Source organism: Carnobacterium divergens (assembly GCF_900258435.1).
GTDB lineage: Bacteria > Bacillota > Bacilli > Lactobacillales > Carnobacteriaceae > Carnobacterium > Carnobacterium divergens_A.
Genome location: NZ_LT992558.1, coordinates 1,371,172 through 1,384,935, shown reverse-complemented (window position 1 = coordinate 1,384,935; position 13,764 = coordinate 1,371,172). Strand labels below are relative to the sequence as shown.

The window sequence follows — 13,764 nt, the reverse complement described above, 5'->3', positions numbered from 1 at the left end:
ACTAGATTCACCTAGTCATAGGAAAAATTTTACGATTAAAGGACGTATGAACATGAAAACAATTTTAATTGCCGATGACGATCCAAATATTAATAAAATGGTTCAGCGCTTTCTTGAATCGTTGTCTTATCGGGTAGTGACCGCTACAGATGGAGCTGAAGCTATTGATGCTATCGAAACCCATTCGATTGATTTAGCGATTTTAGATATTATGATGCCTCTAAAAAACGGATATGAAGTTTGCCAGGAAATCCGACAACAGTACAGCATTCCAATTATTTTATTGACTGCAAAAGGAGAAATTGTAGATAAAGAAAAAGGCTTCCAAGCGGGGACTGATGATTATATTACCAAACCTTTTGAATTAAAAGAACTTGAATTTAGAATGAACGCGCTATTTCGTCGGTATCAGATTCCAAATAACCCGTTAATTGCCATTGGAAAACTAACGATTGATCAAAAGAATTATCTGGTGACCCTAGGAAGCAAGGAACTCTTTCTTCCATTAAAGGAATTTGAATTGCTAACAAAACTTGCCAGCTATCCTAAAAAAATTTTTACTCGTGATGAATTGATTGAATCTATTTGGGGAATGGATTACGAAGGAAATGACAGAACTGTAGACGTTCATATCAAACGATTACGAGAGCATTTGACAAAAGATTCTGGTGTTGCGATTACTACTATTCGCGGGCTTGGCTATCGATTGGAGGAACAAGTATGAAGACGCTCTATCAACGGATTGTAGCCATTACCTTTTTAGTGATGATTGTAAGTATTGGCGTAGCTTTTTTGATTTCAAATGTGTATTATCAATATCACCTAAAGCCTATCAACGATCAGAAATTAACTTATGTAGCAAAGGATATTCAACAATTTTATAACGAAAATCCAACCTTAAATCAAGAAAGCTACTTCAACCATATTAGTCAGCTTGGTTATGAAATTTATCAGGTGAAATCAGATGGAAGTGATATCGAATATGGGGATTCTTTCAGAAAGAAAACGTTAGAAAAAGAAGTCATTCAGTCTGTGTTAGACGGAACCATTTATCATGGGATTGCGAATTTTCCAAAGAGCATTTTTATTACCGGTTTTTTTGACAATGATTTACGAAATACCATTGGATTTCCGATAAAAAATGGCGAACAAACCAGTGCGGTCTTTATCCGATCCGATCCTACCAAGCAATTTGGTGAGTTGCGAATTTTCTTAGTGATGTTGCTTGTATTTAGTGTTTTAATTGGCTTTATTCTTATTTTTTTAAGTAGCTATTTTATTGTTTCTCCTATTAAAAGGTTGACAACTGTTACAAAAGAAATTACAGACGGCCAATCCGTTGAAATCCATCCCACTAAAAGAAAAGATGAAATTGGGCAATTAACCAATTCCTTTGCAACAATGACAACAGAATTGAATAAAGCCGAAAAGGCGCGACAAGAGTTCGTTGCCAATGTCTCCCATGAAATTCAGACTCCTTTGACTTCTATTCAAGGTTTTACTTCGATTTTAAAAGATGAGAAATTATCTTTAGAACAACGAGAAAATTATTTAACAATAATCGAAACGGAAACGTCACGACTTTCTAGCTTGACGAAACAACTTTTGACACTAGCTTATTTAGACAATGAAAATCAATTAATACAAAAACAGCCAGTTGCCATTCATCAACAAATCAAACATTATTTAAAACTCATGCAATGGAAGTGGCAAGAAAAGGATCTTTACATCGTAACAGAATTGCCCCCTACCTTCGTATTAGGAAATGAGAATTTTTTATATCAAGTCTGGCAAAATTTAATAACCAATGCCATTCGTTATGCTCCACAAGGTGGCGAAATTACTATTACACTTTCAGATGAAGCTGATCAAACGCTTCTAACAATCTACAATAATGGGCCAGGAATTGATCCTGAGAAATTGCCTTATTTATTTGACCGTTTTTACCGCGTAGATGAAAATCGCAGCAATACTGATGGTGGTAGCGGTCTGGGGTTGGCTATTACAAAAAAAATCATTCAGTTGCACGGTGGCACCATTTCAGTTTCTAGTTCCGACGAAACTGGAACAACCTTTACGATTACTTTTCCAAAATAATCCAAGGCTTCTACTTCTATCTAAGTAGAAGCTTTTTTTGTAATTTTCCGTTCATCTTCAGTTCATATAGCTAAGCTATGATAGAACTATCAACAAGAAGGAGTGAGGAAAAATGTTTTTAGCATGGCGTGAAATAAAACATACAAAATTAAGATATAGCTTAATCGCTTTGATTATGATCATGATTATCTGGTTAGTACTATTCGTAACAGGTTTAGCTAATGGATTAGCAAGTGACAACGCTTCAGCGATTAAGGAAAGTGCAGCTTCTTATTTTTTAATTGAAAAAGATTCAGATAATCGTTTCGCACGTTCGACTGTTACTGAAAAACAAGTGAGTGAAGTTGAAAAAGATCTTGGAAAAAAAGCTACTGGACTTCGTGTTCAAATGAGTACCGTTAGTACGAAAAAAGATACAAATAAGACGGACGTCTCTTATTTTTCATTTGATTCAACTAGTTTCTTAAAGCCTGAATTAACAGACGGTCATTTTGGAAAAAGTGGAAGTAACGAAGTCGTTGCAGATCAAAAATTGAAAAATCAAGGCTACTCTCTTGGATCTACGATTAAAGACGTGGCAACGAATCAGACCTTTAAAATTACAGGATTTACTAAAAAACAAACTTACAGTCATACTGGTGTAGTTTTCCTAACTCCTGTTCAATGGAAAGAAGTTCAAGTACCTCAAAAAGCAGCTGACAACACGTATAATGCAATTGCATTAGATATCACTGAGGATAAAGCAACGACTTTAAATTATTCGGATTTAGTCACAGCCAGTAAAAACGACATCGTAACGAATATTCCTGGTTATTCAGAGGAACAAGGTTCGTTAACCATGATGATTACGTTCTTATATATCATTGCAGCCTTTGTTCTAACTGTTTTCTTCTATGTTATTACGATTCAAAAAGTTGATCAATTCGGCATGTTGAAAGCCATTGGTGCTAAAACAAGTTACTTGGCTAAAAGTTTGCTCTCACAAATTGCTACCCTTTCCGTTATAAGCCTTTTAATTGGAAATCTTTTAACGTATGGTGTTGCCGCGTTACTACCTGAAAGTATGCCTTTTAATTTAACACCTATTACAGCACTGGCTTCTTCATTACTATTTTTAGCAGTCGCATTAATTGGTTCGTTATTGTCACTGTACCGCGTTGCTAAAGTAGATGCTATTGAAGCGATTGGAGGGAATAACTAATGACAGATAAATTAGTCTTAAATCAAATTTCAAAATATTATCAAGATGGTTCAGAACAAATTGAAGTGTTAAAAAACCTTTCGTTAACGGTAAAAGAAGGAGAATTTGTCGCGATTGTCGGTCCTAGTGGCGCTGGTAAAAGTACGTTCCTTTCTATTGCTGGAGCCTTACTATCTCCTAGTGAAGGAGAAGTAAGAATCGGCAATGTTTCCTTGAATAGTTTAAACCAAAAACAATGGACCAACTTACGTCTTAATTCAATCGGCTTTATTTTTCAAGGTGGCAATTTGATTCCCTATTTAACCGTTTTGGATCAATTATTATTGCTTCCAAAATTAAGTGGATCAAAGGAGGATCATAAACAACGTGCACTCGATTTATTAACCGATTTAGGTCTAAAACATCGCCTAAATCAATATCCAGATAAACTATCTGGTGGAGAAAAACAACGAGTGGCAATTGCTCGTGCTTTAATGAATGACCCAGATATTATTTTAGCAGATGAACCAACTGCAAGCCTAGACTCTCAAAGAGGCTATCAAGTCGTGGAAATGATTGCTAAAGAGGTTCATAAAAATAATAAAGCCGCTGTGATGGTGACCCATGATGAACGTGTTTTAGAATTAGTCGATCGCGTTCTGCGCATTGAAGATGGACAACTGTATCCTGTTTAAACGAAGTAAAAAAAGCAAGCTCTTTTATTGAAGAGCTTGCTTTTTTGCATGTTATTCACTCAGTGACATTTTTGTGGTTTCTGCTAACCAAGCATCATCGGTTGGATCTGCTCCACCACGTTGATTTTTATCAATCGATGCCATTTTTGCAAGATCCTCCTTTGATAAATGAAAATCAAAAATTTCACGATTTTCTTGGATGCGCGTTTCATGAATTGATTTAGGAATTGCAATCACTTGGCGATCCAAATGCCAACGTAAAATAATTTGGGCAGGTGTTTTTTGATATTTTTCAGCCAATTCTTGAATAACGTTATCTTCTAAAACATTTCCTTTCCCTTGACCTAAAGGTCCCCAGGCTTCATGTTGAATGCCTTCTTTCACTAAATAATCATGTAGCTCCGTTTGTTGAAAATAGGGATTTGTTTCCACTTGATTGATCATCGGCTTAATTTTTGCCTCTTGCATTAATTTTTCTAAATGATTGATTTCAAAATTTGAAACGCCAATGGCACGAATTTTTCCTTCTTCATACAAAGCTTCTAATGCACGCCATTTTTCAAGGTACCCTTCACTAGGCCAATGGATTAAATACAAATCTAAATAATCGGTTTTTAATTTTTTTAAGGTTGTTTCAAATGCTGCTATCGTGTCCTCATAAGTGATGGCGTCATTCCAAACTTTTGACGTAAGAAATAATTCACTGCGAGGAATCCCGCTTGTTTGTAGTGCCTCTCCTACTAGTGCTTCATTATGATAGATTGCTGCTGTGTCAATATGACGATAGCCGTGTTTAATAGCGGCTAAAACAGACTGTGTTAATTCTTGTTCATCTTCTACAAGAAAAACCCCTAGACCTAATTGTGGGACTTCGATTGTATTTGCTAATTTAAATGAGGGTATTTTTGTATTCATTCTTATTGCTCCTTTTCTTTTTTAAACTATAGTGGGAACCATTCCGCCGTCAATTCTTAGTGCTTCGCCAGAAAAACTACTTGCTAACGGACTGGCAATAAAGGCAATAAACCGACCAATTTCTGAAGGTTCAATTAAACGTTGAATTTGAGACATTGGGCGATGTTCCCTCATAAATGCTTGTTGCTGTTCTTCACGAGATAGTGAACGGCCTTTGTACATCTCTTCAATCATTTTTTCTACCCCTTCAGTTAACGTTGGGCCTGGCATAACGGTATTGATAGTAACCTGACTTCCAATTGTTAATTTTGATAAACTTTTAGCCAGTGACAAATTCATGGTTTTCGTCATACTGTATTGCGGCATCTCACCAGATGGCATAATCGCCTCTTCACTAGCGATAAAAATAATGCGACCAAAATTTTGCTCAAGCATTTTAGGTAAATAAAATTTAGCTAATTCATTTCCAGCTAGAACATTGGTTTTAAAAAAAGTGGTCCAGTCGTTTTCTTCAATCTCAAAATAGTTCATTGGTTGAAATATCCCTAAATTATTCACTAAGACATCGATCTTTGGAAAATTTTCTTTTAACTGTTGAATCCCAAAGTCGGTTGATAAATCATAAGGTGCTTCATAAAATGAGACAGTAGGAAATTCATCTTTTAATAAAGCTACCAATGTGTTAACCCCTTCTTTATCTCGACCATTAATAATCACATCGCTGCCTTCTCTAGCAACTTCCTTAACAATTCCAAGGCCAATTCCCTTTGTTGATCCTGTTACTAATACACGTTTTCCTCTTAGTTGCATTTCCATCTTCATTGCCTCCCTGATCGGTTTATATGCTTATTATAGAGTAGGTATTCTTTTTTACAAGTACGCACTTTTTTGTGTTATAGGTACTTTTTTGTACCTTACTCCCCTTAATATGCTATAATGAAAAATCAATATAGCAGTGGAGGTTTATATGAAAACAACGTATACTTATAATATTGGTGTTGAAGCAACGATGGAAGTAATTGGAGGAAAATGGAAACCAATTATTCTCTGTAACCTACGCCATCAAAAAATGCGCACAAATGAATTAAAAAAAGCCATTCCAGGAATCACTCAAAAAATGCTGACACAACAATTGCGTGAGTTAGAACGTGATCAAATAGTAAATCGCATCGTCTACTCACAAGTTCCACCTAAAGTCGAATACGAATTAAGTGCATATGGCCTTACTCTTAGCACTATTCTGGATCAGCTTTGTTCATGGGGAGAAATCAGAGTCCAAAAGCTTGCCGAAGAAGGCAATGATGTCACACTATTATCAAAATCGGATTGTCCTGAAATTGACTAAAAATAGCAGAAAACCAGTTGTCCCCTAATCAGCAGGACAACTGGTTTTTTATTGCTGTTTCTTGATTTCTTTATGAATTCTTTTTAACGCTTTTTTTGATCCACGTTGAATGTCATGCTCTTCTTTTCGTTCCTTATAACTAACAAAGAGGCTTGCTAAATCGTAGTCCATTGGGTACAATTCTGTCGCTGGAATTTCTAATTTTAAACGCTTTGAAAGAACTTCTAGCAGCTCACCTTCAATATAAACAGTCGCTTTTTCTTGTTTTTTATCATAAGAATAAATAAGCCCAGCTTTTTGTTTTTCGGTTAGTAAAACACGGTCTCCTTTTTTGAAATCCACGGTTTCTTTTGTAATGATTGTATCTTCTTCCTTGCTCTTTTTATTTATTGAAAATGATTTTTTTTCGACGTTATACGCTTTTGATGTTTGATATAAATGTGCTTGCTCGATAACACTTGGCTTCAATTTCATTTTTTTTGCAATCCACAAGGCGTTACTCTCACCAGATTCTCCAATAATTAATTGATACAAAGGCGTAATCGTATCTTGATTAAAAGCCATAGCCGCATTCATAAAATCAGGATGCTCTTCTGAATAACGTTTAATTTCGCCGTAATGGGTCGTTGCAACAACGATACAGCCTCTTTGGTAAAACTCTTCTAAAATAGCGATTGCCAATGCTGCTCCTTCATTTGGTTCTGTCCCACTACCAATTTCATCAAATAAAAGCAGGCTGTTGGGTTGGGCTACTTCCATCATTTCAGCGATACTTTTAATATGAGCTGAAAAGGTACTCAAGGCATTTTCTAAGCTCTGACTGTCCCCAATTTCCACAAATATTTGGTCAAATAAAGCCATTTCAGTTCCTTCGGTTGCTGCTATTTGTAACCCGTATGCTGTCGCAAGTGATAGGAGTCCGACTGTTTTTAAAACCACGGTTTTCCCGCCAGCGTTCGGACCTGTAATAACCAATCCTCGGTACTCTTTTCCTACTTTAAAATTAAGCGGAATGGCTTCTTCACCTAACAGCGGATGCTTGGCATCGATTAAATGGATATACCCTTCTGTGTTGAGCTTTGGCGTAATGCCATTTATTTCACGACTGTATTTCGCTCGAGCAAAAATCAAGTCATATTCTGCAATGAGTTCTAAATTAATGTTGATTGATTGCAGATTTTCTAAAATTAAGCCTGATAAAGTTGCTAAAATTTGATACGTTTCAGTGGCTTCTGCCATTTTTAATTCAAAAATTTCATCATTCAACTTACTCACACTGGTAGGTTCGATGAAAACCGTCGTACCTTTGCTACTCGTTTCTACGATTGTTCCAGCTACCTGATTTTTATAAGATGCTTTAATTGGAATTGTAAACCGTTCATTTTTTTTGCTAACAAAAAATTCTTGGATATACGGCTGATTCATTTTATTTTTTAAAAATTTGTTCAATCGTTCGTTAATTTTACTTTCTCTTTCAGCAATTAAACGGCGAATTTTTTTCAATTCTTTACTTGCTTCTGAATCTATCTGACCATTTTTGATTGAAAAATAAATGTCTTCTTCAATCAATAAAAAAGTTTCCATTGATTGGCTGTAAGTTGCTAGTAAAGGTGCTAATGAGTCATTTTTTTCCATAAATTGCTTGATTAGACGACAGCTTCTTAAAAAATCAGCGCATTCTATCAATTCTCCAGCATCTAATACAAGGCCTTTTTCTAATTGCGTAACTAGGTGATCAATCATTCCTAAGCCCATAAACGGCATGTGTAACTTCGCATCTAGTAGTGTTCTTCCTTCTGCTGTTTCGTTTAAACGACGCTTGACAACTGTTAAATTAGCCGTTGGCTCCAACGTATCTAATCTTTTTTTACCAAGTGAGCTGACGGTATAGCTTTTTACTTTTTCTAATAGTGTGGTTAATTGGATTTTTTCATTTGTTTGTTGCTTCATTTTTTTATACTCCTTGTAAGTTTTTTTACAAAGATAACTGACTTTTTTATTTCTTCTGAATGAAACAAAAAGTTTTTTACTAGATAGTAGGTACAAAAAAAGCTACAGGAAACCCGTAGCTTTAAAAAATTGCAATGAACACCACTAGGATAAAGTGATGTTAGATTGAGTTTTTTATGAAAAGTCAGGTATCTTTTTAGGTAAACTAAATAAACGATTCCCCGATAGGAATGTTAATTGTTTATTTAGTTTATTTAATTGGCCTAGTTAGATACAGACTCCACTCACAAAAAGCACCTCTTATTTTTTTATTGTTCATTCAGAATACTTACTAATTGATTTTATTTTACTTGTTAGTTAGTTAAAAGTCAATAAAATCATCGAATACTATTTTTTTCGTTTTGCCCTTGTATTTTTTAGCGATTCAACGTATGATTATTCATGAAGTTAAATTAAAACTTATAAAAAATAGAGGTGCAACAATTATCAGTAATTAGTTGGAGGTTTGACAAAACCTGTGAAGACTAGTGAAAGGAATTGTTGCCGAAACAAAAAACTGTCATCTTTTTGTTGGGTCTTAGGTTGAATAAGCCGAGAACTGTCGCTTATCTTTAAGCGTTGCGCTATCTTACTGCATGGAAGCCTCAGTCTTCCTACCACTAGATGGTAGGGGGACTTTTTTTATGGTTTAAAAAGGAGAATTTTAGTCATGATTGACGCAAGAAAAGAAGAAACAAAAAGCGCTGGGGCGAGTTCAGAGAATACAATGAATCGCGCTTTAAAAACACGCCATCTTTCAATGATTGCAATTGGAGGAAGTATTGGGACGGGATTATTCGTTGCCAGTGGATCTGCTATTTCAACTGCCGGTCCTGGTGGGGCTTTGCTAGCTTACGCAGCAATTGGATTAATGGTATTTTTCTTAATGACTTCATTAGGTGAAATGGCCACTTTCTTACCCGTTTCTGGTTCATTTAGTACGTATGCAACTCGTTTTGTTGATCCTGCGATGGGATTTGCGATGGGATGGAATTATTGGTTCAATTGGGCAATTACGCTAGCCGTTGATATCAGTACCTCTGCCTTAATTATGAACTTTTGGTTTCCTGATGTTCCGGGTTGGATTTTTAGTTCGGTTTTTATGGTTATTTTATTTTTACTAAACGCTTTATCTGTCAAATCTTTTGGCGAAGCAGAATATTGGTTTTCAATTATTAAAGTCATCACTGTTTTGGTGTTTCTAGTGGTTGGTATTTTAACCATCGTTGGCATTATCGGTGGGCACCATGAGGGATTAACGAATTTTACAATTGGGGATGCACCTTTTGTTGGCGGGATTCCTTCAATTTTAGCTGTCTTCGTAGTGGCTGGTTTTTCTTTTCAAGGAACGGAATTGATTGGAATTACTGCTGGGGAATCTGAAACACCAGAAGAAAGTATTCCTAAAGCTATTAAACAAGTTTTCTGGCGTATTTTATTATTCTACATTTTAGCCATTTTTGTTATCTCTGCTATTATTCCTTATACAAGTCCTAATTTGTTAGGCAGTGGCGCTGGAGACGTCGCTATCAGTCCTTTCACTCTTGTCTTTAAACGTGCCGGTTTAGCTGCTGCTGCTGGTGTGATGAATGCAGTTATTTTGACATCTGTGTTATCAGCGGGAAATTCTGGGATGTACGCTGGAACAAGAATGCTTTGGGCAATGGCTAAAAATGGTCAAGCACCTAAGATTTTTGGGTTGATTAACGATCGCGGGATTCCTATCTTCGCTTTGATGTTAACTACTTTTGTTGGTACACTTGCTTTTGCTTCAAGTATTTTCGGAACCCATATTTATTTATTCCTTGTTGCTGCTAGTGGTTTAACTGGGTTTATCGCTTGGATTGGAATTGCTTTAACTCATTATCGCTTCCGTCGTGCCTTCATTAAACAAGGTCATGATTTAAGCGAACTTAAATACAAAGCAAAATGGTTCCCATTCGGTCCCCTACTCGCTTTATTCTTATGTATTTTAGTTATTGTTGGACAAGATATTCAAGCTTTTAAAGATTTCAACTGGCAAGCAATTGGAATTACTTATATGAGTGTTCCGCTATTTATTATTTTGTTTAGTTACTACAAAATTAAGTTTAAAACGAAGCTTATTCCGCTTGAAGAAGTAGATTTATCTCGACATAAAGAATAACAAGAAAAGCCATTAGACTATTCTAATGGCTTTTTCATTACTAAAAACTATCATTTTTTTAAGAAAAGTGTACACTATAAATAAGAAAATGAAGGACACACACTTTTTAGGAGGAATTTTTTTGGAAGAACGTAAAGTTAGTTGGTTGGAATTATTTTATGATTTGGTTTTTGTTGTAGCTATTTCCTCAACCAATCATTTATTAACTACTGTAAATCATCAACCACAAGATTTTTTTATGATTATTGGGGAATACCTGTTAATGATTATCCCCATGTGGTGGGCTTGGGCAGGTCAAACAATGTTTTTCAATCGTTACGGTCTTAGTTTGAAAAAGCCTCACTATTACATGTTTATGCAAATGTTTTTTGTGATGCTAATGACGGCAAGCTTTAATTTAAACTTTAATGAAACCTATCTCACCTTTTTAATTGGATTTATCGGCATTCGTTTTATGACGATTTTACAGTATCATTCGGTGAAGCGTTGCATTGACACTAAAGCCGATCAAAAAGTCATTTTATTATTAACGAATTTCTTTACACTTTCACTTATTTTATCTAGTACTTCTTTATTTTTCACTGGATTTACTCGTTATTTCGTCTTGTTCCTAGGAATCTTTTTAGACATCGCTATCCCATTGATAAATCACAAAAAATTAACGGCCGCACCTGTTGATGTCGGTCATTTAGCTGAACGGTTAGGCTTATTTACATTGATTTGCTTTGGAGAAACGGTGGTTGCTTTGATTGCTATTTTAAATGGACAAACAATGATTGTCTCCACACTATTTTATGTAGGCATTGCTTTTATCGTCATTGTCTTGCTTTGGAAATCTTATTATGATCGGTTAGACTTGGTGATTGATAAAGAGCAGACGACGAATGGACAATTATTACTCTATAGCAATTTGTTTATGCTAATTGCCATCACTCTTTTTGCAGCTGCACTCCACTTAGGTGCTCATCAGGTATTGCCTTTGCAATTAATCGATCTTTTACTCGCATTTGCTTTTTTCTTATTCTATAGCGCGAAACATTTTATTTTTATTTATCATCCTAAAAAGAAATTTTCAAGAGCAACTTTCAGAAAAATTATTGGATTAGGTCTTTCAATCTGTCTATTAGCTGGATTCCTTTTGTATTTAGTCGTGCCTCCTATTTGGATGCTTATCTTAATTGGGATTGCTTCTTTGATAGACAATTTAATCCAATATGAAGAAGAAACTTCCGTTTAGTTTTTTCTCCATCAAAAAAACCACAGGATTCTCATCATGTGGTTTTTTTAATATTTATGCAGTTTTTTCATTTACGTCTCAAGAGAGATTCGAACTCCCGACCGTCCGCTTAGAAGGCGGATGCTCTATCCAGCTGAGCTATTGAGACAAGTCAATATTCTTTCAACGACAAGATTTATTATATGCAATATTGTATAAAAAGTCAATAGAAAATCCATTAAAAGTTAATTTTTATTTAAAAAAAAGAAATCCTACTCAAAGGATTCCTTTTTTATGCATTTATTTTAGTATAACTCTAAATATTGTTCTCTTTCCCATTCTGAAACTTGTTGACGGAACGCCGCCCACTCTAAACGTTTGGCTTCAACAAAATTATTGTAGATATGAGAACCTAAACCAGCTTTCACAACTTCATCTTGTCGCAAGTATTTAATCGCATTGTGGAGCGTTGATGGAAGATCGTTGATGCCACGTTCGTGACGTTCTTCTTCGGTCATCACATAAATATTCCGGTCAACGGGAGCCGGTGCGACCATTTCATTTCTAATTCCATCTAATCCAGATTTTAATAAAACAGCCATAGCTAAATATGGATTTGCTGTTGGGTCAACACTGCGTAGCTCGATTCTTGTTGATAAGCCACGAGATTCCGGCACGCGAATTAACGGCGAACGATTGCGTCCACTCCATGCCACATAAACCGGCGCTTCATAGCCAGGCACTAAACGTTTGTATGAATTCACTGTCGGGTTACAAATAGCTGTGTAGGCTCTTGCATGGCTTAAAACACCTGCTAAGAATTGGCGAGCTGTTTCACTTAATTGCATATCCCCTTCTTCATCGTAAAAAGCGTTGCCGTCTTTTGTAAATAAAGACATATTGAAATGCATCCCTGATCCATTTACACCAAATAACGGTTTTGGCATAAAGGTTGCGTGAAGTCCATGCTGACGAGCTACTGTTTTGACAACAAGTTTAAAGGTTTGGATATAATCACATGCTTCAATTGCATTTGCATATTTCCAGTCGATTTCATGTTGACCTGGCGCTACTTCATGATGGCTAGCTTCGATTTCAAAGCCCATTTCTTCTAATTGTAAGACAATTTCACGACGACAATTTTCACCTAAGTCTGTTGGTGCGAAGTCGAAATAGCCTCCTTTATCATTTAACTCAAGAGTTGGTTCACCTTTTTCATCTAGTTTGAATAAGAAAAATTCAGGCTCTGGTCCTAAGTTGAAAGAAGTAAAGCCAAATTCTTCCATTTCTTTTAATACTCGTTTTAAATTGCTACGAGGATCGCCAGCAAATGGAGTCCCATCAGGATTGTAGATATCACAAATTAAACGTGCAATTTTGCCTTTTCCAGTTCCCCAAGGAAAAATCAACCAAGAAGTTAAATCTGGGCGTAAATACATATCACTTTCTTCAATTCGTACAAAACCTTCAATTGAAGATCCGTCAAACATCATTTTGTTGTCTAATACTTTTTCCAGCTGACTGATTGGAACTTCAACATTTTTAATAATTCCCATAATATCTGTAAACATTAAACGTAAAAAACGTACATCTTCCTCTTTCGCAATCTTGGTGATTTGTTCTCTTGTAAATTCTGGCATTCTATCTATTCCCCCCGTTATTAGGTTATTTATAGGTGGTCTCTTTTTTTATCATCCTAAAAAAAGCAAACATGGTTAACAACTGTTTTTTAAATCATACGACTAGGATTCATAGATTGATCTGGACCATTGCCACTAAAACCACTTACTGATAAAAATTCTGCATGTAAAATTCGTCGCACATCATCATCCGTCATTACTTTAGTATGCTCCATCAATTTTTTCTCTTTTTCTACTTCTTTTAATTCATAAATCCGCTTGATCCCTGCCATATTGATTCCATCAGATAAATAATCTTTAATTTCTAAGAGAACATCAATGTCATTAAGAGAGTACATCCTTCTGTTCCCATCATTTCGTTCAGGGTGAATCAAATCTTGTTCTTCATAGTAACGAATTTGTCTAGCTGTTAAATCCGTCAGTTTCATAACTGTACCAATCGGAAAAACAGACATTGACCTGCGAAGCTCTTTCTCTTTCATTTTAGTCCTCCTTTCAATTACTTTATTAGAATATCAAGGTTTAAATCATTTGTCAACAA

At 35.5% G+C, this 13,764-nt stretch carries 12 protein-coding genes, 1 tRNA gene and 1 riboswitch; of the genes, 7 read left to right on the top strand and 6 right to left on the bottom strand.

What is annotated here, in order from left to right; all coding sequences use genetic code 11:
* Positions 1 to 52 precede the first annotated feature (52 nt).
* The 4 genes from CDIMF43_RS07020 to CDIMF43_RS07005 all read left to right on the top strand — a co-directional run bounded on the left by CDIMF43_RS07020 (position 53) and on the right by CDIMF43_RS07005 (position 3,972).
* Positions 53 to 724 carry a response regulator transcription factor gene (locus CDIMF43_RS07020; RefSeq protein ID WP_082985782.1) on the top strand — a complete coding sequence of 224 codons (672 nt, stop codon included), beginning with the start codon at positions 53 to 55 and terminating at the stop codon, positions 722 to 724.
* The gene (locus CDIMF43_RS07015; protein ID WP_109841580.1) at positions 721 to 2,097 is read left to right on the top strand and encodes a sensor histidine kinase; all 1,377 of its coding nucleotides are present in this window, start codon (positions 721 to 723) and stop codon (positions 2,095 to 2,097) included. The genes CDIMF43_RS07020 and CDIMF43_RS07015 overlap by 4 nt, the downstream gene beginning before the upstream one ends.
* A 112-nt stretch (positions 2,098 to 2,209) precedes the next feature.
* Positions 2,210 to 3,298 carry an ABC transporter permease gene (locus CDIMF43_RS07010; protein WP_109841579.1) on the top strand — a complete coding sequence of 363 codons (1,089 nt, stop codon included), beginning with the start codon at positions 2,210 to 2,212 and terminating at the stop codon, positions 3,296 to 3,298.
* Entirely contained in the window at positions 3,298 to 3,972 is a 675-nt protein-coding gene (locus CDIMF43_RS07005; RefSeq protein WP_074402943.1) for an ABC transporter ATP-binding protein, read from the top strand. Before CDIMF43_RS07010 ends, CDIMF43_RS07005 begins: the two co-directional genes overlap by 1 nt.
* Positions 3,973 to 4,023: 51 nt before the next feature.
* On the opposite strand, the gene CDIMF43_RS07000 is transcribed toward CDIMF43_RS07005, so the two are convergent.
* Together CDIMF43_RS07000 and CDIMF43_RS06995 are read right to left on the bottom strand one after the other, a co-directional pair.
* Positions 4,024 to 4,887 carry an aldo/keto reductase gene (locus CDIMF43_RS07000; RefSeq protein WP_109841578.1) on the bottom strand — a complete coding sequence of 288 codons (864 nt, stop codon included), beginning with the start codon at positions 4,885 to 4,887 and terminating at the stop codon, positions 4,024 to 4,026.
* Between the two features lie 21 nt (positions 4,888 to 4,908).
* Positions 4,909 to 5,703 (bottom strand): SDR family NAD(P)-dependent oxidoreductase, encoded by a 795-nt coding sequence (locus CDIMF43_RS06995; protein WP_109841577.1) that lies wholly within the window; start codon positions 5,701 to 5,703, stop codon positions 4,909 to 4,911.
* Between the two features lie 151 nt (positions 5,704 to 5,854).
* Between CDIMF43_RS06995 and CDIMF43_RS06990 the strand changes: the two genes are divergently transcribed.
* Entirely contained in the window at positions 5,855 to 6,232 is a 378-nt protein-coding gene (locus tag CDIMF43_RS06990; RefSeq protein WP_034570262.1) for a winged helix-turn-helix transcriptional regulator, read from the top strand.
* 48 nt (positions 6,233 to 6,280) lie between these two features.
* Here CDIMF43_RS06990 and CDIMF43_RS06985 read toward each other — a convergent pair whose 3' ends face one another.
* Complete coding sequence (locus CDIMF43_RS06985) at positions 6,281 to 8,182, bottom strand: endonuclease MutS2 (protein WP_109841576.1); 1,902 nt, start codon at positions 8,180 to 8,182, stop codon at positions 6,281 to 6,283.
* 461 nt (positions 8,183 to 8,643) lie between these two features.
* Positions 8,644 to 8,816: riboswitch (Lysine riboswitch) on the top strand.
* 75 nt (positions 8,817 to 8,891) lie between these two features.
* On the opposite strand from CDIMF43_RS06985, the gene CDIMF43_RS06980 reads away from it, so the two are divergent.
* Together CDIMF43_RS06980 and CDIMF43_RS06975 are read left to right on the top strand one after the other, a co-directional pair.
* A complete protein-coding gene (locus tag CDIMF43_RS06980; protein ID WP_414734729.1) occupies positions 8,892 to 10,367 on the top strand; it encodes an amino acid permease in 1,476 nt (491 codons plus the stop codon).
* A 121-nt stretch (positions 10,368 to 10,488) separates the two neighbouring features.
* Positions 10,489 to 11,604, top strand: a complete 1,116-nt coding sequence (locus CDIMF43_RS06975; RefSeq protein WP_109841575.1) for a low temperature requirement protein A — start codon at positions 10,489 to 10,491, stop codon at positions 11,602 to 11,604.
* Positions 11,605 to 11,678: 74 nt separating this feature from the next.
* Here CDIMF43_RS06975 and CDIMF43_RS06970 read toward each other — a convergent pair.
* From CDIMF43_RS06970 to CDIMF43_RS06960, 3 genes are all read right to left on the bottom strand, one after another.
* Positions 11,679 to 11,752, bottom strand: a tRNA-Arg gene (locus CDIMF43_RS06970).
* A 136-nt stretch (positions 11,753 to 11,888) separates the two neighbouring features.
* Entirely contained in the window at positions 11,889 to 13,223 is a 1,335-nt protein-coding gene (glnA, locus tag CDIMF43_RS06965; RefSeq protein WP_074402948.1) for a type I glutamate--ammonia ligase, read from the bottom strand.
* A gap of 89 nt (positions 13,224 to 13,312) precedes the next feature.
* Entirely contained in the window at positions 13,313 to 13,705 is a 393-nt protein-coding gene (locus CDIMF43_RS06960; RefSeq protein WP_074402949.1) for a MerR family transcriptional regulator, read from the bottom strand.
* Positions 13,706 to 13,764: the final 59 nt, after the last annotated feature.